A 21,598-nucleotide genomic window follows, 5' to 3' on the forward strand; every position below is an offset into this window, starting at 1 on the left:
GGCGGCGAAGGCCCAGACCGCCGACAGTTTCGATGATTTCTTTTCCACAGCAGCGACCTACCACCACTACAGAACAGGAGCACCACCATGCCTATCGACATGATTGAAGTTGAAGAGTTCAACCAGGGAACGCAGATCAAGGTGATCGGCGTCGGCGGCGGCGGCGGCAATGCCGTCGACCACATGATTGAACGCGGAGTGCAGGGCGTGGAGTTCGTCTGCGCCAACACCGATGCACAGGCGCTGCTGCGCAGCCGTGCACACCGCACCATTCAGCTGGGTCAAAGCGGCCTGGGTGCCGGCAGCAAGCCCGACAAGGGCCGGGACGCTGCGGAAGTCGCTGTGGAAGACATCCGTGCCGCCATCGAAGGCGCGCATATGCTGTTCATCACGGCCGGCATGGGTGGCGGCACGGGTACGGGCGCCGCTCCGGTGATCGCGCGCGTGGCCAAGGAAATGGGCATTCTGACGGTGGGTGTGGTGACCAAGCCCTTCGAATGGGAAGGCGGCCGCCGCATGCAGAACGCAGACGCCGGCCTAGCCGAGCTGGAAGCCAACGTGGACTCGCTGATCGTCGTGCTCAACGAGAAGCTGCTCGACGTGCTGGGCGACGACATCTCCCAGGACGAAGCCTTTGCCCATGCCAACGACGTGCTCAAGAACGCCGTGGGCGGCATTGCCGAGATCATCAACGAGTACGGCCATGTGAACGTCGACTTCGAAGACGTGCGCACCGTCATGGGCGAGCCCGGCAAGGCCATGATGGGCACGGCCAAGGCCTCCGGCCCGGACCGCGCCCGTATCGCCGCCGAGCAGGCCGTGGCCTGCCCGCTGCTGGAAGGCATCGACCTGTCGGGCGCCAAGGGCGTGCTGGTGCTGGTCACGGCCGCCAAGGGCAGCCTCAAGCTGTCCGAGTCGCGCCTGGCCATGAGCACCATCAATGCCTACGCATCGCCCGATGCGCACGTGATCTACGGCGCGGCCTACGACGACTCGCTGGGTGACGACATCCGCGTGACCGTGGTGGCCACCGGCCTGTCGCGCCCCAGCGCACGCCGCCAGAACATCCAGGTGGTGCAGGGCGGCCTGCGCACCGGTACCGACGACGTGGGCTTTGCCGTTCCCGCCGGTGCAGCCGTTCCGTTCGGCACGGCCAACACCAACGTGCCCAGCGTGTGGCGCACCAACCGCACCCAGGCTTCGGAGCGCGTGAGCGCCCTGGCCTCGGGCGGCATGGACGACGTGGAAATCCCGGCATTTCTGCGCAAGCAGGCGGACTGAGCAAGGCCCCCCCGAGGCGCTTTGCGCCTTCCCCCTCTCTCGCTTCGCGGGAGGGGGACGATGCCTTTGCGGGGCGGCCCTTGCCCGGCATCCCCGGCATGGTGCATGCCTGTTTGTGCACTGCGCTGTCAGCCTTGCAAAGGTCTGAACCGTTAAATGGGGAAGGCCCTCATCGATTCGCTGTATTGCAGTGATTAAGACAACCCTGGGCAGGCGAAGGCCGCTCAGGGTTGTCCCCATTTAAAATGCCACCATGCTCCAACAACGCACCATCAAGACCATTTCCCGTGCCGTCGGCGTGGGTCTGCACAGCGGCCAGCGCGTCGAGCTGACGCTGCGCCCGGCCCAGCCCGATACGGGCATCGTCTTCAGGCGCGTGGATCTGCCGGAGCCGGTGGACATTCCGATTTCGGCCGAAGCCGTGACCGATACGCGCATGGCATCGACCATAGGCACCGGCGGCGCCAAGGTGCATACGGTGGAGCATCTGATGTCGGCCATCGCGGGCCTGGGGCTGGACAATCTCTATGTGGACATCACGGCCGAAGAGGTGCCCATCCTGGACGGTTCTTCCTCTTCCTTCGTCTTCCTGCTGCAAAGCGCGGGCGTGGAAGTGCAGAAGGCGCCCAAGCGCTTCATCCGCGTCACCCGCCCCGTGGAAGTGCGCGAAGGCGAGGGCGCCAACCTCAAGTGGGCGCGCTTCGACCCCTACCACGGCTTCAAGCTGCGTTTCGAGATCGACTTCGCCCATCCGGCCGTCGACTCCACGGGGCAATGCGTGGAGTTCGACATGGGGCGGGACAACTACACGCGCGACATCGCGCGCGCGCGCACCTTCGGCTTCACCAAGGATGTGGAGATGCTGCGCAACAACGGCCTGGCGCTGGGCGGCGGGCTGGACAACGCCATCGTCATGGACGACTACAAGGTGCTCAACAGCGACGGCCTGCGCTACGACGACGAGTTCGCCAAGCACAAGATCCTCGACGCCATCGGCGACCTGTACCTGATCGGCAAGCCGCTGCTGGCCGCCTACAGCGCCTTCCGCTCGGGCCACGGCATGAACAACCAGCTGCTGCGCGCGCTGCTGGCCCAGCCCGACGCCTGGGAGATTGTGACCTTCGACAGCGAACGCCAGGCCCCTCAGGGCTTTGCGCTGCCGGCACGCGCCTGGTAATCCGGACAGAGGCTGCCCCCCATGCTGATCTTTCGCTGGCTGGCCACGCTGCTGCTCCTGGCTTCGGCCCTGTCCTTTGCGTTCTACCTCGGCACCGGCCGGCCGCAGTACAAGCGGCTGGGCATTCTCATCCTCAAGTGGACGCTGATTGCCGCGCTGGCGTTCTTTGCCGTGCTGTTTGCCGGGCGCATTGCCTGAGGCGCGGCATGGATCCCGTGCCGTCCGTGGCGGCAGGCCGGGGCGGTCTTTCACGCTGAAGCCTTGCGTTTGCGAACACTTTGCAAACGCTGTATCGCCTCGGTAAAGCGCAGGAAAAACAAGGGTAAAGCGCCATCGTCCTGCGTGAAACGGGCGCCGGAGCACGGATCATGTGGCCATGGGCACCGAATGTGCAGCGCCTGCGATCCGTCTGCAGGCGCTGGAGAAACGGGGAATGTTCCTGTTCCCCGCCGCCGTGCCTTCAGAAAGGAGCCATACCATGTCCCGTCTGACGACCCGTATTCTTTCCGCCACCATGGCTGCCTGCATGGGCCTGGGGCCCCTGGCGGTGCAGGCCCAGCCGCGCCCCGGCCCGCCTCCGGGCCATGGCTACAACGACATGCGCCATGGTGGCCGCCATGACGACCACCGCGGGCCGGACCGTCGCGATCCGCGCTTCGACCGCCATGACGACAGGCGCGGCGCCGGCCCCGACCACCGATGGATGCGCGGCAGCCGCGTGCCTCCGCAATACCGTACCCATCACTATGTGGTGAATGACTGGCGTGGCCACCACTTGTCCGCACCGCCACGCGGCTATCAATGGATACAGAACGGCGGCGACTATCTGCTGGTTGCCATTGCCACCGGCGTGATTGCCTCCATGGTGCTCAACAGCAGCTATTGAGGCTGGCCTTTCCAGGAAAAAACCGGGGATTGCGCCCCGGTTTTTTCATGCGCATCCTTTCCGGGGATCAATAGACCCTGCCGCCGCGGTACATGGCATGCTGCTTGCGGCGCAGGTCGGTGACCTGGGCCATCTTGCCCATGGCCGACGCCGCATGGGCGTGGGTGATGGCCAGGCCCAGCGCATCCGAGGCGTCGGTGCCGGGCAGGCCCGGCAGCTGCAGCAGGCGCTTGACCATCTCCTGGATCTGGCTCTTGGCCGCGCGGCCGTGGCCCACCACGGCCTTCTTCATCTGCAGTGCCGTGTATTCGGCCACGGGCAGGTTGGCGTTGACCAGCGCGGTCAGCGCCGCGCCGCGCGCCTGGCCCAGCAGCAGCGTGGACTGGGGGTTGACGTTGACGAACACGATCTCCACGGCCGACATGTCGGGCTCGTAGCGCGAAGCCACCTCGGAGATGCCGTCGAACAGCATCTTGAGGCGCCCGGGCAGATCGCCCAGTTCCATCCGGGTGGTGCGGATGGTGCCGCTGGCCACGTAGGACAGGCGATGGCCTTCAACGTCGATCACGCCGAAGCCCGTGGTCTGCAGACCGGGGTCGATTCCAAGAATACGCATGTTGGCTCGATTATCCGTTGTGCAGATGACCTATGGCACCGGCATGGCCTGGGGCGTCGTCCCCTCGGGGAAGGCGCGTAGCGCCTCAGGGGGGATCAAGGAATCTCCACCATGGGCATGTAGCGCATGACGATGCGTGCGCGCTGCACCAGATAGGCCGACTGCGGCATTTTCTCGAACCGCTTGGGCTGGGGCAGCATGGCCGCCAGGCGCGCGGCCTCGGCGTTGGTAAGCTGGGCCGCGCCCTTGCCGAAATAGTGGCGGGCGGCCGCTTCGGCACCGAACACGCCCTGGCCCCATTCCACGTTGTTGAGGTAGATCTCCAGAATGCGCTGCTTGCCCAGCAGCAGCTCCAGCAGCATGGTCAGCAGCAGCTCCTGGCCCTTGCGCAGAAAGCTGCGCTCTCCCGACAGCAGCAGGTTCTTGGCCAGCTGCTGGGTGATGGTGGAGCCGCCATAGATCTTGGCAGGCCGGTCGGTTCTCCCGGCCCGGGCCTCGGCCTTGACGTTGCGCTGCCAGGCCTTCTGTATGGACTCCCATTCCACGCCGTTGTGCTCCATGAAGCCTGCGTCTTCCGAGGCCACGACCGCGCGCTTGAGGCTGCCGGCAATCTGCGGATAGGCCACCCAGTGCTGGCTCCACGGCAGCGAGCCGCGGCTTTGCAGGATCTGCCAGGCTTCGGAGCGCTGAAAGCTCGTGGACTGCGGATCGACGACGACCATGAGCGCGATCCGCAGCACGAAGAACAGCTGCAGCAGCACGGCCGCCCCCACGATGAGCAGCACCAGGCGCGTCAGGGTCTTCATGGGAAAGTTTCAGGCCCCGGCCTGGATCAGTGCGCGCAGCTCGGCCAGCACCTGCTGCGAGGGCGGGCGCACGCCACGCCACAGCGCAAAGGATTCCGCGGCCTGTTCCACCAGCATGCCCAGCCCGTCCCGGGCCTGGGCGCCATGGAGGCGGGCCCAGTCCAGAAAGGGCTGGGCCGCGGGGCCGTACATCATGTCGTAGGCCAGGCTGCCGGGGCGCAGCACGCCCGCCGGCGCCGGCACCTGGGCACCGGCCAGGCTGCTGGCCGTGGCGTTGATGATGATGTCGAAGGTTGGGGTATTTTCGGCCTCTAGCGCTTGCTGCTCCAGCGCAAGCAGCTCTGTTTTATGTAGCGATGCGAGGTCGGCATGCTGGGCCACCAGCGCCTGGGCCTTGGCATGGGTGCGGTTGGCCACGGCAATGCGGCGCGGCTGCTGTTCGATCAGCGAGCCCAGGGCGCCTGCGGCCGCGCCGCCCGCGCCCAGCAGCAGCACGTCCCTGCCGGCGATGGCCACGCCCGCATTGCGCACGATGTCGGCCACCAGCCCCAGGCCGTCGGTGTTGTCGGCATGGATGCCGTCGTCGCAAAACACCAGCGTGTTGGCCGCGCCGGCGCGCCGCACGCGGTCGCTGGCGTGCGTGGCCAGCCCGGCCGCCTGCAGCTTGAAGGGCACGGTCACGTTGCAGCCCTTGCCGCCGCGCGCGGCGAAGTCGGTCACATGGGCGGCAAAGCCGTCCAGCGCCACCAGGGCGCGCTCATAGTGCAGCGTCTGGCCGGTCAGCTCGGCAAAGCGCGCATGGATCCAGGGGGAGCGGCTGTGCGCCACCGGGTTGCCCATGACGCAGTAGGTGTCGATGGCGAAGTCCGAATTTTCCGAAGTCATGGCAGGATCGATAGCGATGAAGGAGGCATTATTTTCAGTGCCTCCGGGCCGCCCCAGGGCAAAAAGCGCCCCCTCGGGGGCAGCGGCTACGCGCAGTGAGCAGCGTGCCCCTTCCCTACTGCACGCTGGTTTCCAGCGTCTGCTCGCGCGTGAACTTGAAGCGCGAGACCACGGCGATCTGGTCGGCCTTGGCGCGCATGGCCGGGCCGAAGTGGCCGTAGGGGCCGGCGGCACGCGCAATGGCTTCGGCGCGCGTGTCCAGCATGCGGTTGCCCGAGCCCTGCACGACCTCGGTGCCGAGCACGCGGCCGTCGTGGTTCACGGTCAGGATCATGACCAGTTCGCCGTAGAGCTTCTTGCCCTTGTGCTCGGGAAAGTTTTCCGTGCCCTTGTCTTCCACCTTGCGGCGCAGCGCGTCGTAGTAGACGGCATAGACGGCTTCCTTGGTGGCCGGGCTGATGTAGCGCTTCTTGGGGCGGGCGTTTTCCTCGTTGATGCGCTTTTCGATCTCGGCCAGCAGCTTGACGAGCTGGCGGCGCTTTTCCTGCTGTGCTTCCTTTTCCTTGGATTCGGCCGCCAGCCGCGGGTCGAGGGGCGGCAGCGCGGCGATCTGCTGGCGCAGCTGGGTCAGCAGCACGTTCTGCTGCTCCTGCATGGCATCGATCTGGCGCTGCTTTTCCTCGAAGTCGTCGCCCACGGCCGTCAGGGCCGAGTAGGGCATGGGGCTGCTTGCGCGTCCCTTCTCGGCCTCGCCGCCGCCGGCCAGCGAGGTCTGGGCGATGGCCTGGGCCTTTTCGGGCGCCTCGTTGGCGCGCGCATTGACCAGGATCACTTCCAGCGGCGTGTCCTGGAACACGCGGTCGAAGCGCTCGGGGTCCACGAAGCGCACGCTCAGCAGCACGGCATGCAGGGCGATGGACACGCCCAGCGCAATCTGCAGCGTGCTCAGGCGTTGGAGGGGGGAGGGCAGTTTCACGGCGGCAGATCGTGCAATGGAGGGATCAGGACTGCGCAGCGTCCTTGGCGGGCGTGCTGTCGGAGGCTTCGGCGTCGTTCATGTCCACGGCGATGGCAATGGGGCCGGCCACGGTGTCCTCGTCATCCTCGCCGCCGTCCTCGTCGGCAGCGATGTCGCCGTCCAGGCGCTCGATCAGCGTGCCCGAGATGTCGAGCGCGATCTCGTCGATCTCGCCGAGCTTGACGCGCACGTGGGCACCGCGCGGCAGGTTCTGCGCGCCCAGCACGGGCAGCACCAGCGGCAGGTCGTCGGCGCGCACCAGGTAGCCGCCGTTGGCGCCTTCCTTGATCACGCTGGCCGTCAGTTCGGTGATGCCGTTCTGCTCCAGGTACTTGAGCGTCCAGAAGCGCTCCATGCCGGCCTGGTAGCTGTTGTAGGCGCTGTAGGCGCCGTCGAAGCTGCTGATGATGCCGAACAGCTCGGCATCCTTGGGCTTGAACGGCGCGGCCAGCGCGGCCGTGGCGCCATGGCGCGCGCAGGCGATGATCTGCCACTGGTTGACCAGGTCCACATAGCGGCGCAGCGGCGAGGTGGCCCAGGCATAGCTCTTGACCCCGATGCCCGCGTGGGGCAGGGCCTTGGTGCTCATGCGCACCTTGACGCCGGGCGCCAGGCTGGCCTGGCTGCGGTAGATGCCGGGCACGCCCAGTTCGGCCAGCCAGCTGCCCCAGGTGCTGTTGGCCACGATGGCGGCCTCGGCCACGATCAGGTCCAGCGGCGCGCCGCGCTTGCGCACGGTGATCTGCACCTGCTCGCTGCCGGTGGGCTCGGCCCCGTCGTTGCCCACGAGGCGGAAGTTGTAGTCCGGGCGGCTGAAGTTCTCGGGCTTGCCGCGCACCACTTCGCGCCTGGCCTTCAGATGCTTGGACCAGCGGTGCAGAAAAGTGAGCTCCTTGCGCTTTCCCAGCAAGGCCTGAGGTGTGTTTTCGATCTCGATGGAGGAATCGGCCAGCCAGTCCTCGGTCACGATGTGGTCGAGCTTGTCGTAGCGGAAATTCACCTCCACCGGCACGCGCTCCAGGCGGGTTTCGGTGGCCGTGGTCTCCAGCGTTTCCTCGTCGATGGTCACGTACAGCGAGACGGCCGGGTTGGCGCGGCCTTCGTCCAGCGTGTAGATGTGCACCACCTCGTCGGGCAGCATGGTGATCTTGTAGCCCGGCATGTAGACCGTGGACAGGCGCGCGCGGCCCAGCTTGTCCAGTTCGCCGCCGGGCGTGATGGCCAGGCCCGGCGCGGCGATGTGGATGCCCACGGTGACGGTGCCGCTGCCCAGGCCCTGCACGGACAGCGCATCGTCGATTTCCGTGGTGGCCGAGTCGTCGATGGAGAACGCCTGCACGGCCGCCAGCGGCAGGTCGGCCGGAGGCTGGGGCGCGGCCAGCTGCGGAAACTGCGTGCCCTTGGGGAAGTTGTCGAACAGGAAGCGCTTCCAGTGGAACTGGTAGGACGAATCGATGGCGCCCGCGCGGTGCAGCAGCTCCAGCGGGGCCAGCCTGGTGGCGCGGCTGGCCTCGACCACGGCCTTGTATTCGGGCGCATTCTTGTCGGGCTTGAACAGGATCTTGTAGAGCTGCTCGCGGATCGGCTGCGGGCATGCGCCGCGGCCCAGTTCCTCGGCCCAGGCGTCGATCTGGGCCTGGACCAGCTTTTTCTTCTCGATGGCGGCCAGGGCCTGCTGCAGGATCTCGGCCGGCGCCTTCTTGAAGCGGCCCTTGCCCGCGCGGCGGAAATAGTGCGGCGCCTCGTAGAGCCTGAACAGCGCGCCGGCCTGCTGGGCCAGGCTGGCCGACTCGGAGAAATAGTCGCGCGCCAGGTCGGCGAAGCCGAATTCCTCCTCGGGGGCAAACTCCCAGGCCAGGTCCAGGTCGATCTCGGCCGCCTGCGCCTGTCCCTGGGCCATCAGCTCGGCGGGAGCGGGCTTGTCGAACTTGAGCAGGATGTTGGCGGCCTTGACCTTGATCCGTTTGCCGGAATCGAGCTCGACCTGGGCCGAAGTCTCGGCTTCGGAGAGGATGCGTCCGGCGAGGAACTTGCCGGCTTCTTCAAACAATGCGTGCATAACCGCGCATTTTCCCACGAGCGGGCAACCGTGCCCGGGGCGAGGGTCAGGCCAGCAGCAGAAAATCGTCCAGCCGGGGCAGGTATTCCGCGAAATTCGACAGCGCATGGTCGCCGCCTTCCTGCACCAGCTGCAGCGCATGCGGGTAGCGCTCGCTCATCTCCTGCCAGTCCAGCACCTCGTCGCCCTGGGCGATCAGCACCATCTCGGGCGCGGCCGGCGTCATGTGCCGCGTGTCCAGCTGGCGCAGCTCCTCGATGTATTCGGGCCGGAAGAAGAAATGTGCCTCGGGGTCGTGCCAGGCGGTCTGCTCGCCGATGTATTTCTCGAGGTCGCGGGCCGGGTTGACGGCCGGATTGATCATCACGCTCTTGCAGCGCGCCAGCTGCGCCACCCAGCTCGCGTAGTAGCCGCCCAGGGAGGAGCCGACCACGGCCATGGTCTCGCGCGGCCAGGTGGCGATGCCTTCGGCGATCAGGGCCATGGCCTCGCGCGGCGACGGCGGCAGCTGCGGGCACCACCAGCGCACATGGGAATGCCGGCTGCCGATGTGCTCGGCCAGGATGCGGGCCTTGTTGGACTGGGGCGAAGAGCGGAAGCCGTGCAGGTAAAGCAGATGGGTGGTGGTCATGGCGGCAATCTCCTCTTGTAGGTTTGCAGACGGTCTCGTCTGCATTGTGGACCGAGGCCGCGGTAGCGGGCAAAGCCGTCAGCCTGGCTCAACCCTGCGCCGCGACGGGACAGGCCGCTGCCTCGATAATGCCGGCCCATGTCCGCGACCGAATTCGACAAGCCCTCGCTGCTGCAGCGCATCGTGCCGCTGTTTCGCGGCTTTGATTTTCTGCTGCTGCTGTTTGTCGCCATGCTGGCCGGCGCCGGGCTGCTGGCCATGTATTCCTCGGGCTTCGACCACGGCTCGCGCTTCGTGGACCATGGCCGCAACATGCTGATCGCCGCCGGCATCCTGTTCGTCGTGGCGCAGGTGCCGCCGCAGCAGCTCATGAAGGTGGCCGTGCCGCTGTATACGCTGGGCGTGGCCCTGCTGGTGGCGGTGGCGCTGTTCGGCATCACCAAGAAGGGTGCGCAGCGCTGGGTGAACGTGGGCGTGGTGATCCAGCCCTCGGAGCTGCTCAAGATCGCCACGCCGCTGATGCTGGCCTGGTGGTTCCAGCGGCGCGAGGGCAATCTGCGCGGCACGGATTTCGCCATCGCCTTCGGTCTGCTGATGGTACCCGTGGGGCTGATCATGAAGCAGCCCGACCTGGGCACCTCGCTGCTGGTGATGGCCGCGGGCCTGTCGGTCATCTTCTTCGCGGGCCTGCCCTGGAAGCTGATCGTGCCGCCCGTGGTGCTGGGCGTGGTCGGCATCTTCCTGATCATCTGGTACGAGCCCCAGCTGTGCGCCGACGGCGTGAGCTGGTATTTCCTGCACGACTACCAGCGCACCCGCGTGTGCACGCTGCTGGACCCGACGCGCGACCCGCTGGGCAAGGGCTTCCACATCATCCAGGGCATGATCGCCATCGGCTCGGGCGGTGTCTGGGGCAAGGGCTTCATGGCCGGCACACAGACCCACCTGGAATTCATTCCCGAGCGCACCACCGACTTCATCTTCGCCGCCTATTCCGAGGAATTCGGCCTGATCGGCAATCTGTTCATCATCGTGGCTTTTCTGTTCCTGGTCTGGCGCGGCTTGGCCATCGCCATGCAGGCCAGCTCGCTGTTCGGCCGGCTGATGGCTGCGGCCGTGGCCATGATCTTCTTCACCTATGCCTTCGTGAACATGGGCATGGTCAGCGGCATCCTGCCCGTGGTCGGCGTGCCGCTGCCCTTCATCAGCTACGGCGGCACGGCCATGGTCACGCTGGGGCTGGCGCTGGGCGTGCTCATGTCCGTCGCGCGGGCCCAGCGCCAGTTGCCGGGCGAAGGACACTTGCCGCGCGCCTGAGCTTGTAGGAAAAGCTTGCAAAACGGCGCAGATTCATCAAAATGTGAGCGCATCTCGCCTTTGCATGCTGTGTTTTGACATGCTTTGTTGCCAAAAGCATGCTGATGCTGGCGCCAGCCGCTATCGCTTTGATTGCAAAATGGGGCTGCTGCTCTTGCCTGCCTGCACGGCAGGGGTTAGAAAGGTTTCAGGAACAGGGGCTTGAGCGACCCCTGCGAGGGAGATGGACCGGTGCCCGTCGCGGCTGCGGCAAGGGGCACAAAAGCGCTGCAGAACGGAATGTCGTCCAGCCTGGTGGGGGGGCATTCCGTTCTTTTTCTTTGGGGCCCGCGCAAACCGGGATGCACACGGCGTTGGGGGCATGCGTGTCTCTCTACAATGTGTCGCATGATCTCCCGCGAACCCACCATCGAACGCCTGGCTACGGCCCGTCAGTTGCTGCTTGAGCCGTTTGGCCTGGACGAAACCCATCTTGCGCGCGCTCTGGCCGAGATCCGCGCACACCAGGTCGACGATGCCGACCTGTATTTCCAGTACACGCGCGCCGAAGGCTGGAGCCTGGAAGAGGGCATCGTCAAGACCGGCTCGTTCTCCATCGACCAGGGCGTGGGTGTGCGTGCCGTGAGCGGGGAAAAGACCGCATTCGCCTATTCGGACGACATCTCCGAAGCCTCGCTGCTCGACGCCGCGCGCACCGTGCGCTCCATCGGCAGCAGCGCCCAGTCGCGCCGCGTGCGCGCCGGCGCGCCCAGGATAGCCTCCAGCCGCTCGCTGTATCCGGGGCTGGACCCCATCAGCACGCTGGACAGCACGGCCAAGGTCGAACTGCTGGGCAAGGTGGAGAAACTGGCCCGCGCCAAGGACCCGCGCATCGTCCAGGTCATGGCCGGCCTGGCCAGCGAATACGACGTGGTGCTGGTGGCCCGCGCCGACGGCACGCTGGCCGCCGACGTGCGCCCGCTGGTGCGCCTGTCGGTCACCGTCATTGCCGAGCACAAGGGCCGGCGCGAAGTCGGCTCGGCCGGCGGCGGCGGCCGCTTCGGCCTGGCCTATTTCAGCGACGAGCAGATCGGCCAGTATGTGGACGAGGCCGTGCATGCGGCACTCGTCAACCTCGACTCGCGTCCTGCACCCGCAGGCCAGATGACCGTGGTGCTCGGCCCTGGCTGGCCCGGCGTGCTGCTGCACGAGGCCGTGGGCCACGGGCTGGAAGGCGACTTCAACCGCAAGGGCTCGAGCGCCTTCAGCGGCCGCATCGGCCAGCGCGTGGCTGCCAAGGGCGTGACCGTGCTGGACGACGGCACCCTGGCCGACCGCCGCGGCTCGCTCAACGTGGACGATGAAGGCCATGCCAGCCAGAGCAATGTGCTGATCGAGGACGGCATCCTCAAGGGCTACATCCAGGATGCGATGAATGCCCGCCTGATGGGCGTCCAGCCCACGGGCAACGGCCGCCGCGAGAGCTATGCGCACTTTCCCATGCCGCGCATGACCAATACCTACATGCTTGGCGGCGACAAGGACCCGCAGGAAATCATCGCCTCGATCAAGAAGGGCCTGTACGCCACCAACTTCGGCGGCGGCCAGGTGGACATCACCAGCGGCAAGTTCGTGTTCTCGGCCAGCGAAGCCTACTGGGTCGAGAACGGGAAGATCCAATACCCCGTCAAGGGGGCCACCATCGTGGGCAGCGGCCCCGAGTCGCTCAAGCACATCACCATGATCGGCAACGACATGCGCCTGGACAGCGGCGTCGGCACCTGCGGCAAGGAAGGCCAGAGCGTGCCTGTGGGCGTGGGCCAGCCCACGCTGCGCATCGACGGCCTGACCGTGGGCGGCACGGCTTAAGGCCCGCCTGCAAGGATCTCCGGATCTGCCCAGCCTCCCGGAAACGGGGCGCTGGGCATTTTTGTGTCCTGGCGGCCTGCAGTTGCAGGCCCAGGCGCTTGCCGCGGGGCCTTTGGCCCGTGGCGCCATGGTGGCCAGGACGAGATTTCAGCAAAAACCGGTGATATGCAGGAAAATTCGCGTTGCCACGGTGTTTTTGAGGTTTGTTATCAATTCAATTTCGTAAAAAATAAAAGAACGCAATATAAATGCGTTTTTGAAATTTCAATTCTCTCTCTGAAGAGAGGGTGGCCGTAGCCCTGGCGCAGCGGGGCGTATGTTGCATTGCGCAATGACTGTGCTACATTGAAAAGCATGCAAACACGCAGCGCTTATTTCTTTTACTTTTGGTTCTCGCCCTCGGCGGCTGAGAGGTAAGCGCGCACCTGCACCCAAACCTCCCAAAGAACCGCCGAGCTGCAAAGCCCGGCGGTTTTTTTTCATCCCTACGTTTCCCGACAGCCTTCCATCCCCACGATCAACCGAATTCACGAAAGCTCGCAATGACTGCTCTGAACGCTTCCACCACCGATTCCTGGTATCGCAACGGCTCTCCCAAGACTGGCCAGACCGACGACGCACGTATCAAGGACATCACCGTGTTGCCCCCTCCCGAGCACCTCATTCGCTTCTTCCCCATCCGCGGCACGGCCGTGGAAACGCTGATCAGCAATACCCGACGCACCATCCACAACATCATGCAGGGCGAGGACGACCGCCTGCTGGTCATCATCGGCCCCTGCTCCATCCATGATCCCGCTGCGGCCCTGGAGTACGCCCGCCGCTTGGCCGTGGTGCGCGAGCAGTACAAGGACACGCTGGAGGTGGTGATGCGCGTGTACTTCGAGAAGCCCCGCACCACCGTGGGCTGGAAGGGCCTGATCAACGATCCCTATCTGGATCAGAGCTACCGCATCGACGAGGGCCTGCGCATTGCGCGCCAGCTGCTGATCGACATCAACCGCCTGGGCGTGCCGGCGGCCAGCGAGTTCCTGGACGTGATCTCGCCCCAGTACATCGGCGACCTGATCAGCTGGGGTGCGATCGGCGCCCGCACCACCGAAAGCCAGGTGCACCGCGAGCTGGCCTCGGGCATCTCGGCGCCCATAGGATTCAAGAACGGCACCGACGGCAACATCCGCATCGCCACCGATGCCATCCAGTCGGCCAGCCGCGGCCACCATTTCCTGTCGGTGCACAAGAACGGCCAGGTCGCCATCGTCAACACGGCGGGCAACCAGGATTGCCATGTGATCCTGCGCGGCGGCAAGACGCCCAACTACGACGCAGCCAGTGTGGCAGCCGCCTGCAAGGACCTGGCGGCTGCCGGCCTGCCGCCCACGCTGATGGTGGACTGCAGCCATGCCAACAGCGCCAAGCAGCACGAGCGCCAGAAGGATGTGGCGCGCGATATCGCCGGCCAGATCGCCGGCGGCTCGAACAGCGTGTTCGGTGTGATGATCGAAGGCCATCTGGTGGGCGGCGCGCAGAAGTTCACGCCCGGCAAGGACGACGTTGCGGGCCTGACCTACGGCCAGAGCATCACCGATGCCTGCCTGAGCTGGGAGGACTCGCTGCCCACGCTGCAGGAACTGTCCCAGGCGGTGCAGCAGCGCCGCGCGGCGGCCGCCCCGGCCAAGGTCCGGGCCGAAGCCGTCGCCTGAGCCGCAGCACTGCCGCAAAAAAAGGCCGCCAGCATCTGCTGCGCGGCCTTTTTTCCATTCCGGTCGGGCGCTCGGGCGGGAGCGGATCCCGGGTTCAGTGGGCGGGGTCCTGGTCGGTCGGAGTGAGCGAGCCCCTGTTCAGGGTGATGTCGATGCGCTCCAGCAGCACCAGCAACCGGCCTTTGTCGAAGTCCTCGCGCTTTTCCCATTCATGCTCGGCCAGCGGATGGATGTGGCTTTGGTGCGGCAGCTGGCCTTGCGCATCGATCAGGGCGCGCAGGCGCGGCAGGAAGACCCATTGCAGCCATTCGTGCAGCTGCAGCGTGTCGTACATGAACGGCATGACGGACTCCAGCGCTTGGGGGCTGGGCGGTGTGCTGGACCAGAGTTTCTGGGCCTGCAGTTCGGTTTCCAGCTGCTGCAGATGCGTCAGCAATTCCTGATGGGGGTGTGCGGTGGTCATGGCGGTCTGTGGAAAAGGGAACGGGACGCAACGGCGGCGGACAGGCCAGGGCATGTACCGCTTTCCGTATGCCGGCATGAAAAGATTGATCTGCCTCCACGGCGCGGTAACCAGGTGGTTACACAAGAGCCCTGGCTATTGAGTTATGGGCACACAGCCCTATATTCAAGACCGTTGCGGTATGAATTGCTATGAAAAATGGGCTTTCTGCCGCTAGGGGAAGTCCGGAATTTGGGTAACCGCTACGATGCTTTTCAGTGCCAGGCCCTGGCTTGCCTGTATCAGCGCAGTCTGCCGTCGCCGGGCTTGCCCCCATGGCCCCTGGGCTGTAACCGTCGGATCCGGCATGTCCTTGTGGATGCGGGGCCGCAATAACGAACGAGAGGAAATCCATGCGCAATGAAGTGATAGTGGTGTTAGATGCTGATCGTGAATACCGGGTGGACACCCAGTCGCTGACACCGCTGAGTTCGGAAGATGGCCGCCTCTGGCTGGACAAGCAGTTCGTGGAACTGGACTGCGAGCCGCTGCGCGCCACCGGCAAGGTGCTGCTGGCCGACAAGCTGGTGGTCGTGGCACGCGAGGCGCGCGGCCGGGCCGGCCTGTTCGACGACGAGAGCTGGCGCAACCACTATGCGCTGGCAGCCCAGGCCGTGCTGTCCAAGGCGCTGATCCGCGTCGATGTGCCGGCGATGTCCATCAGTTATTGAGACCTTCTGAGCGGCTGCGCCGCTTCCCCCTCTTTCTTCGGGAGGGGGACGACATCTTCGCTGCGGGGCGGCGCGGCCGGCTCAGGCCTTGCTCGATGTCCCTGGCGTGGTTTACGCCAGTTTTTCGGGGCGGTGATCTCAAACACCCGCTGAGTGGTTCAGCGGGTGTTCTTACTTCAGGGCCGCCAGCAGCTTGGCATGGATGCCGCCAAAGCCCCCGTTGCTCATGCAGACGACATGGTCGCCCGGTTGGGCTGCGGCCTTGACCTGGGCGAGCAGGGTATCGAGGTCGCCGGCCACCTGGGCACGCAGGCCCGGGCCCACGCCCAGCGGCGCCAGGGCTTCGGCGGCATCCCAGTCGAGGCCGGCCGTGTGGCAGAAGACCAGATCGGCGCTTTCCAGCGACCAGGGCAGCTGGGACTTCATGGTGCCCAGCTTCATGGTGTTGCTGCGCGGCTCGAAGACGGCCAGGATGCGGGCTTCTTCGCCCAGCTTGCGGCGCAGGCCGTCCAGCGTGGTGCGGATGGCCGTGGGGTGATGGGCGAAGTCGTCATAGACGGCCACGCCGTTCGCGGTGCCGCGCAGCTCCATGCGGCGCTTGACGTTCTGGAAGCGCGACAGGGCTTCGCAGGCCTGCTCGGCGGAGACACCCACATGGTCGGCCGCCGCGATGGCCGCCAGGGCGTTGAGCTGGTTGTGCACGCCGGTCAGCGACCAGGACAGGTGTGCCACCTTGCGGCCGCGGTGCAGCACGTCGAAGTCGCCGGGGTCGCCCTCGGCGCAGAAATCGCTGACCGTGGCGCCAAAGCTGGCCACCTCGCTCCAGCAGCCCTGGCCGAGCACGCGGGCCAGGCTTTCCTCCAGCCCGTTGACGACCACGCGGCCCGTGCCGGGCACGGTGCGCACCAGATGGTGGAACTGGCGCTCGATGGCGGCCAGGTCGTCAAAGATGTCGGCGTGGTCGAACTCCAGGTTGTTGAGCACGGCCGTGCGCGGACGGTAATGGACGAACTTGCTGCGCTTGTCGAAGAAAGCGGTGTCGTACTCGTCGGCCTCGATCACGAATAGCGGCCGGGCCTGGCCGTCCACCCGGGCACCCAGGCGGGCCGAGACGCCGAAGTCCAGCGGCACGCCTCCGACCAGAAAACCGGGCTGCAGGCCCGCGCATTCCAGCACCCAGGCCAGCATGGAGGTGGTCGTGGTCTTGCCGTGCGTACCGGCCACGGCCAGTACATGGCGGCCGTGCAGCACATGCTCGGCCAGCCACTGCGGGCCGCTGGTATAGGGCGCGCCCGTATCCAGAATGGCTTCCATCAGCGGGAACTTGGGCGAGCCGTCGGGCAGCCGCTTGCGGCTGACCACATTGCCTACGACATACATATCGGGCTGCAGCGCGATCTGGTCGGCGCCATAGCCTTCGATCAGCTCGATGCCGAGCTGGCGCAGCTGGTCGCTCATGGGGGGATAGACGCCGGCATCGCAACCGGTGACCCGGTGACCGGCTTCACGTGCCAAGGCGGCAAGGCCTCCCATGAAGGTGCCGCAAATGCCCAGAATATGTATGTGCATGGGCGGGCATTCTACGGTTGCGTGGCTGCCGCATGGCCGAGCATGGCCTTGGGCGTCCGGCGCAGTGGTAACGACTCTTGTCAAAAAGAGAGCTGCCAGCGCAGGCTACGCATGAAATCGGATGTGAAAAGTCCTTGAAATCCAGATTTCCAAGGCGCAATACGCTATAAAACCGTGAGTCCATCGGCACGGCGGTGCAAACGCAAAGGCCTTGCAGCGGGCATGGGCCACAATGCAATGGATTGGAGAGTGCAAGCCTTATGAGCCTGGATCAAGTGACTGCTGAAATCGCCCAGACCGCCGCCCGCATGGTCGTGGAGGAGGGGCTGGAATGGGGCGCGGCCAAGCACCGCGCCGTGCGCCAGCTCGGCCTGCCGACCCGCTCGGCCCTGCCCGACAACGAGCAGCTCGAGGACGCCGTGCGCGAATACATTGCGCTGTTCTGCGCCGACACGCAGCCGCAGGAACTGCTGGCGCTGCGCGAGCTGGCGCTGGTCTGGATGGAGCGGATGGCGCAGTTCCGTCCCTATATCGCCGGCGCGGTCTGGCGCGGCACGGCCACGCGCCAGTCCGACATCTATCTGCAGCTGTTCTGCGACGATCCCAAGTCCGCCGAAATCGCGCTGATCAACAACCATGTGAACTACGAGCCCAGCACCGTCACCGGCTTCCACGGCCAGAACGTGGAGGCGCTGAGCATCCATGCCTTTTGCAAGCCGCTGCATGAGGAGGTGGGCGTGCACCTGATGATTTACGACCATGACGATATGCGCGGAGCAATGAGGCCCGACAGCCGCGGGCGGAGCCAGCGCGGCGATGCGCAGGCGCTGAGGAAACGCATGCAGGACGACCTGAAGGCTTCCCAGGCCGCGGAGGCCGATCATGAATGAGCAGCGCGATCTCCACCCCGGGCAGACCGAAAGCCAGGCCTTTTCCGCTTCCCGCCGCCTCTGGCTTACAGGCGCCGTGGCAGTGGCCGCCGCAGCGGCCGGCGCTGCCGTGGCCTGGAAGCGCGGCGGCCCGCAGGCCGTGGGCTCCGGTGCCGAACAGCAGTTGTGGGAGCAACATCTGGAAACGCCGGACGGCAAGCCGTTTGCCATGTCCGACTGGCGCGGCAAATGGGTGCTGGTCAACTTCTGGGCCACCTGGTGCCCGCCCTGCGTCAAGGAAATGCCCATGCTCAGCGAGTTCGCGGGGCGCTCCGCGCAGCATGGTATCCAGGTCATCGGCCTGGCCGTGGACAAGGCGGAGGCCGTGGGCCGCTTCCTGGCGCGCCAGCCCGTGCAATACCCGGTGGCCCTGGCCATGCAGGGCGGCCTGGGGTTGACGCGGGCCCTGGGCAACCTGCAGGGAGGGCTGCCTTTCACGGTGCTGATCGATCCGAAGGGAAACCTGCGGCAACGTAAAATAGGCGAATTGTCCAGCGAAGATCTTGCGGATTGGAGTATGAAACGCTGATGTTGGTGCCAGGAGCCCGCCGAAAAGGTGTATGGAATGCACAATTCCATAGTGGTGTTGGTGAAAAATGTGTGCGAATGCACGCAGTAGGGCGAAATTGAGGTAAATTCGCGCCCTATTTAGTTTCTAAGCCGCTGGAGCTCCCATGGATTTGCGAAAACTCAAGACCCTCATTGACCTGGTATCCGAATCGAATGTTTCGGAACTGGAGATCACCGAAGCAGAGGGCAAGGTCCGTATCGTCAAGAGCGAAGGCGCAGTGGTGCAGCATTTTGTGGCTGCACCCGCCCAGGCGGCTCCCGTCGTGGCGGCTCCGGTGGCGGCAGCTGCGCCTGTTGCGGCAGCAGCTCCCGCTGCGGCCGCCGCAGTGGAAGGCCATGTGGTCAAGTCCCCCATGGTCGGCACCTTCTACCGCGCTTCCAGCCCCGGCGCCAAGCCCTTTGTGGACGTGGGCAGCCAGGTCAAGGAAGGCGACACCATCTGCATCGTGGAAGCGATGAAGATTCTCAACGAAATCGAAGCCGACAAGAGCGGCACCATCGTGCGCATCCTGGGCGAGAACGGCCAGGCTGTCGAATACGGCCAACCCCTGTTCGTGATCGAGTGATGGGCTTGAGGCGTTGCAGGCTGCCGGCAGCCCGACGCCAAGGCGCGCATGCCATGGGCAGCGCGACTGAGTTGTATTTGCGCGAACAAGCGGGCGCAAAGGGCGCATCCCCAGGATGGACGCCCTGCCTGAACCGGATTTGCGCAAGTCGTGAGTCATTGGCAGTGGCCTGTGCCCCGGCGCAGGCGCCAAGCTGCGAGGAACTTCATGTTTAAGAAAATTTTGGTTGCCAACCGGGGCGAGATCGCCCTGCGCATCCAGCGCGCTTGCCGCGAACTGGGTATCAAGGCGGTGATGGTGTATTCCGAAGCCGACCGCGATGCCAAGTATGTCAAGCTGGCCGATGAGGCCGTGTGCATCGGCCCGGCACCGTCTCCGCTGTCCTACCTCAACATGCCGGCCATCATTTCGGCCGCCGAGGTGACCGATGCGGAAGCCATCCATCCCGGCTACGGCTTTCTCTCAGAGAACGCCGACTTTGCCGAGCGCGTGGAAAAGAGCGGCTTCACCTTCATCGGCCCGACGCCCGAGAACATCCGCACCATGGGCGACAAGGTCTCGGCCAAGCAGGCCATGATCAAGGCGGGCGTGCCCTGCGTGCCCGGCTCCGACGGCGAGCTGCCCGACGATCCGGCACTGATCAAGCGCATCGCCAAGGCCATCGGCTATCCCGTGATCATCAAGGCCTCCGGCGGCGGCGGCGGCCGCGGCATGCGCGTGGTGCATACCGAAGCCGCGCTGATCAATGCCGTGCAGATGACCAAGGCCGAGGCTGCCGCAGCCTTCGGCAACCCGGCCGTCTACATGGAAAAGTACCTGCAGAATCCCCGCCACGTGGAAATTCAGGTGCTGGCCGATACCTACAAGAATGCCATCTACCTGGGCGAGCGTGACTGCTCCATGCAGCGCCGCCACCAGAAGGTGATCGAGGAAGCGCCGGCCCCCGGCATTCCCCGCCGCCTGATCGAGAAGATCGGCGAGCGCTGCGTGGCCGCCTGCAAGAAGATCGGCTACCGCGGTGCGGGTACCTTCGAGTTCCTCTACGAAAACGGCGAGTTCTACTTCATCGAGATGAACACCCGCGTTCAGGTGGAGCATCCGATCTCCGAGCTGATCACGGGCGTGGACATCGTGCGCACCCAGATCATGATCGCCGCCGGCGAGAAGCTGCCGTACACCCAGCGCCAGATCGAGTTCAAGGGCCACGCCATCGAATGCCGCGTGAACGCCGAGGATCCGTACAAGTTCATTCCCTCGCCCGGCCGCATCACCATGTGGCACGCCCCGGGCGGCCCCGGCGTGCGCGTGGACTCGCACGTGTACAACAACTACTTCGTGCCGCCCAACTACGACTCCATGATCGGCAAGATCATCGCCTACGGCGACACGCGCGAGCAGGCCATCGCCCGCATGCGCACGGCGCTGCTGGAGACGGTGGTGGAAGGCATCAACACCAATATTCCGCTGCACCAGGACCTGATGGTGGATGCCAAGTTCATCGAAGGCGGCACCAATATCCACTATCTGGAAGAGTGGCTGACGCACCGCAACACCAACAAGCGATGAGCAGACAGCTGCCGCGGGCGCTGTTTTGACATCTCATGCTGGCCTCTGGCAACGGAGGCCAGCATTTTCGTTTTTCAGGAAAGGATGGCCCATGTTCGAGCTGAGCCTGTTGTGCCCGGAGGACCGGGTTGAAACCGTCAGCGATGCGCTGGATGCGCTGGATGCGCTGAGCGTCTCGGTGGAGGATGCCGATGCGCAAACCGAGGCCGAACAGGCGCTGTTCGGCGAGCCCGGCATGCCGCCGCCTAAGGAAGGCTGGCAGCGCAGCCGCGTGATTGCACTGTTCCCCAACGAGGAGGCGGCCCGCGAGGCCTGTGCGCTGCTGGAGCCGCAGGATTTCTTCGAAGGCTGCTCGGTGCTGGCCGTCAAGCCGGTGCCCGAGCAGGACTGGGTGCGCCTGACGCAATCGCAATTTGCGCCCGTGGACATCACGCCCGATTTCTGGATCGTGCCGAGCTGGCATGAGCTGCCCGAGCAGGCCAGGGTCAGCATCCGCCTCGATCCGGGCCTGGCCTTCGGCACCGGCACGCATCCCACCACGCGCATGTGCCTGCGCTGGATTGCACGCCAGCCCCAGGGCTCGCTGGGGCGCACGCTGGACTATGGCTGCGGCTCCGGCATCCTGGCCATCGGCGCGGCCAAGTTCGGTGCCACGCAAATCGATGCCGTGGACATCGACCCCGCGGCCGTGGAATCCACCAACTACAACGCCAGCGCCAACCACGTGCAGCTCAGGTCGGGCCTGCCCGATGCAGCCGAGGGCGAGTACCAGACCGTGCTGGCCAACATCCTGGCCACGCCGCTGAAAGTCCTAGCTCCGCTGCTGTGCGGCCGCGTCGCGGCCGGCGGCAGTCTGGTGCTGGCCGGTATCCTGGAGCGCCAGGCCGACGAACTCAAGCAGGCCTATGCGCCTTATCTGAAGCTGGAGGTGGCCGACAGCGAGGACGGCTGGATCCTGATGACGGCGCAGCGCCCGGCCTGATCGCGCGACGTGCGGG

At 65.6% G+C, this 21,598-nt stretch carries 21 protein-coding genes; 13 read left to right on the forward strand and 8 right to left on the reverse strand.

Annotated features, from left to right (window positions below; all coding sequences use genetic code 11):
- The first annotated feature begins 87 nt into the window (after positions 1-87).
- The 4 genes from ftsZ to V8Z74_RS11470 all read left to right on the forward strand — a co-directional run bounded on the left by ftsZ (position 88) and on the right by V8Z74_RS11470 (position 3,344).
- Positions 88-1,281, forward strand: a complete 1,194-nt coding sequence (gene ftsZ / locus V8Z74_RS11455; protein WP_066482714.1) for a cell division protein FtsZ — start codon at positions 88-90, stop codon at positions 1,279-1,281.
- A 253-nt stretch (positions 1,282-1,534) separates the two neighbouring features.
- The gene (gene lpxC, locus V8Z74_RS11460) at positions 1,535-2,458 is read left to right on the forward strand and encodes a UDP-3-O-acyl-N-acetylglucosamine deacetylase (RefSeq protein WP_066482712.1); all 924 of its coding nucleotides are present in this window, start codon (positions 1,535-1,537) and stop codon (positions 2,456-2,458) included.
- Positions 2,459-2,479: 21 nt separating this feature from the next.
- Entirely contained in the window at positions 2,480-2,656 is a 177-nt protein-coding gene (locus V8Z74_RS11465) for a hypothetical protein (RefSeq protein ID WP_169798068.1), read from the forward strand.
- A gap of 280 nt (positions 2,657-2,936) precedes the next feature.
- Positions 2,937-3,344, forward strand: coding sequence for an RcnB family protein (locus V8Z74_RS11470; protein ID WP_349709355.1), 408 nt, complete (start codon positions 2,937-2,939; stop codon positions 3,342-3,344).
- A 67-nt stretch (positions 3,345-3,411) separates the two neighbouring features.
- On the opposite strand, the gene ruvC is transcribed toward V8Z74_RS11470, so the two are convergent.
- From ruvC to V8Z74_RS11500, 6 genes are all read right to left on the reverse strand, one after another.
- Entirely contained in the window at positions 3,412-3,960 is a 549-nt protein-coding gene (gene ruvC, locus V8Z74_RS11475; RefSeq protein ID WP_066482708.1) for a crossover junction endodeoxyribonuclease RuvC, read from the reverse strand.
- Between the two features lie 95 nt (positions 3,961-4,055).
- Entirely contained in the window at positions 4,056-4,766 is a 711-nt protein-coding gene (mtgA, locus tag V8Z74_RS11480; protein ID WP_349709357.1) for a monofunctional biosynthetic peptidoglycan transglycosylase, read from the reverse strand.
- A gap of 9 nt (positions 4,767-4,775) precedes the next feature.
- Positions 4,776-5,651, reverse strand: a complete 876-nt coding sequence (gene aroE / locus V8Z74_RS11485; RefSeq protein WP_349709358.1) for a shikimate dehydrogenase — start codon at positions 5,649-5,651, stop codon at positions 4,776-4,778.
- A gap of 115 nt (positions 5,652-5,766) precedes the next feature.
- The gene (locus V8Z74_RS11490) at positions 5,767-6,627 is read right to left on the reverse strand and encodes an energy transducer TonB (protein WP_066482699.1); all 861 of its coding nucleotides are present in this window, start codon (positions 6,625-6,627) and stop codon (positions 5,767-5,769) included.
- Between the two features lie 25 nt (positions 6,628-6,652).
- On the reverse strand, positions 6,653-8,728 hold the full coding sequence (locus tag V8Z74_RS11495; protein WP_349709359.1) for a ribonuclease catalytic domain-containing protein: 2,076 nt from the start codon (positions 8,726-8,728) through the stop codon (positions 6,653-6,655).
- 46 nt (positions 8,729-8,774) lie between these two features.
- Positions 8,775-9,359, reverse strand: coding sequence for a YqiA/YcfP family alpha/beta fold hydrolase (locus tag V8Z74_RS11500; protein WP_066482692.1), 585 nt, complete (start codon positions 9,357-9,359; stop codon positions 8,775-8,777).
- A gap of 138 nt (positions 9,360-9,497) precedes the next feature.
- Here V8Z74_RS11500 and rodA point away from each other — a divergent pair, with 138 nt between their 5' ends.
- From rodA to V8Z74_RS11515, 3 genes are all read left to right on the forward strand, one after another.
- The gene (gene rodA / locus V8Z74_RS11505; RefSeq protein WP_066482688.1) at positions 9,498-10,676 is read left to right on the forward strand and encodes a rod shape-determining protein RodA; all 1,179 of its coding nucleotides are present in this window, start codon (positions 9,498-9,500) and stop codon (positions 10,674-10,676) included.
- 387 nt (positions 10,677-11,063) lie between these two features.
- Positions 11,064-12,524, forward strand: a complete 1,461-nt coding sequence (gene tldD / locus V8Z74_RS11510; protein ID WP_349709360.1) for a metalloprotease TldD — start codon at positions 11,064-11,066, stop codon at positions 12,522-12,524.
- A gap of 542 nt (positions 12,525-13,066) precedes the next feature.
- Positions 13,067-14,227, forward strand: a complete 1,161-nt coding sequence (locus tag V8Z74_RS11515; protein ID WP_066482687.1) for a 3-deoxy-7-phosphoheptulonate synthase — start codon at positions 13,067-13,069, stop codon at positions 14,225-14,227.
- 94 nt (positions 14,228-14,321) lie between these two features.
- Here the strand turns inward: V8Z74_RS11515 and V8Z74_RS11520 are convergent, their stop codons facing one another.
- On the reverse strand, positions 14,322-14,690 hold the full coding sequence (locus V8Z74_RS11520; protein WP_066482683.1) for a YqcC family protein: 369 nt from the start codon (positions 14,688-14,690) through the stop codon (positions 14,322-14,324).
- Positions 14,691-15,082: 392 nt separating this feature from the next.
- On the opposite strand from V8Z74_RS11520, the gene V8Z74_RS11525 reads away from it, so the two are divergent.
- Positions 15,083-15,400: a hypothetical protein gene (locus V8Z74_RS11525; protein WP_349709361.1), complete on the forward strand. Its 318-nt coding sequence runs from the start codon at positions 15,083-15,085 to the stop codon at positions 15,398-15,400.
- 171 nt (positions 15,401-15,571) lie between these two features.
- Here V8Z74_RS11525 and mpl read toward each other — a convergent pair whose 3' ends face one another.
- On the reverse strand, positions 15,572-16,969 hold the full coding sequence (gene mpl, locus V8Z74_RS11530) for a UDP-N-acetylmuramate:L-alanyl-gamma-D-glutamyl-meso-diaminopimelate ligase (RefSeq protein ID WP_349709362.1): 1,398 nt from the start codon (positions 16,967-16,969) through the stop codon (positions 15,572-15,574).
- A gap of 260 nt (positions 16,970-17,229) precedes the next feature.
- Here mpl and V8Z74_RS11535 point away from each other — a divergent pair, with 260 nt between their 5' ends.
- The 5 genes from V8Z74_RS11535 (at position 17,230) to prmA (ending at position 21,582) form a co-directional block, all read left to right on the forward strand.
- The gene (locus V8Z74_RS11535; protein ID WP_349709363.1) at positions 17,230-17,859 is read left to right on the forward strand and encodes a hypothetical protein; all 630 of its coding nucleotides are present in this window, start codon (positions 17,230-17,232) and stop codon (positions 17,857-17,859) included.
- Positions 17,852-18,427 carry a TlpA family protein disulfide reductase gene (locus V8Z74_RS11540; protein WP_349709364.1) on the forward strand — a complete coding sequence of 192 codons (576 nt, stop codon included), beginning with the start codon at positions 17,852-17,854 and terminating at the stop codon, positions 18,425-18,427. The genes V8Z74_RS11535 and V8Z74_RS11540 overlap by 8 nt, the downstream gene beginning before the upstream one ends.
- A gap of 145 nt (positions 18,428-18,572) precedes the next feature.
- Complete coding sequence (gene accB / locus V8Z74_RS11545) at positions 18,573-19,034, forward strand: acetyl-CoA carboxylase biotin carboxyl carrier protein (RefSeq protein WP_349709365.1); 462 nt, start codon at positions 18,573-18,575, stop codon at positions 19,032-19,034.
- A gap of 207 nt (positions 19,035-19,241) precedes the next feature.
- The gene (accC, locus tag V8Z74_RS11550) at positions 19,242-20,600 is read left to right on the forward strand and encodes an acetyl-CoA carboxylase biotin carboxylase subunit (RefSeq protein ID WP_066482658.1); all 1,359 of its coding nucleotides are present in this window, start codon (positions 19,242-19,244) and stop codon (positions 20,598-20,600) included.
- A 91-nt stretch (positions 20,601-20,691) separates the two neighbouring features.
- Positions 20,692-21,582, forward strand: coding sequence for a 50S ribosomal protein L11 methyltransferase (gene prmA / locus V8Z74_RS11555; RefSeq protein ID WP_066482653.1), 891 nt, complete (start codon positions 20,692-20,694; stop codon positions 21,580-21,582).
- Positions 21,583-21,598 lie beyond the last annotated feature (16 nt).

This window comes from Comamonas sp. w2-DMI (genome assembly GCF_040187735.1).
Taxonomy (GTDB): Bacteria; Pseudomonadota; Gammaproteobacteria; order Burkholderiales; family Burkholderiaceae_C; genus Comamonas; species Comamonas terrae.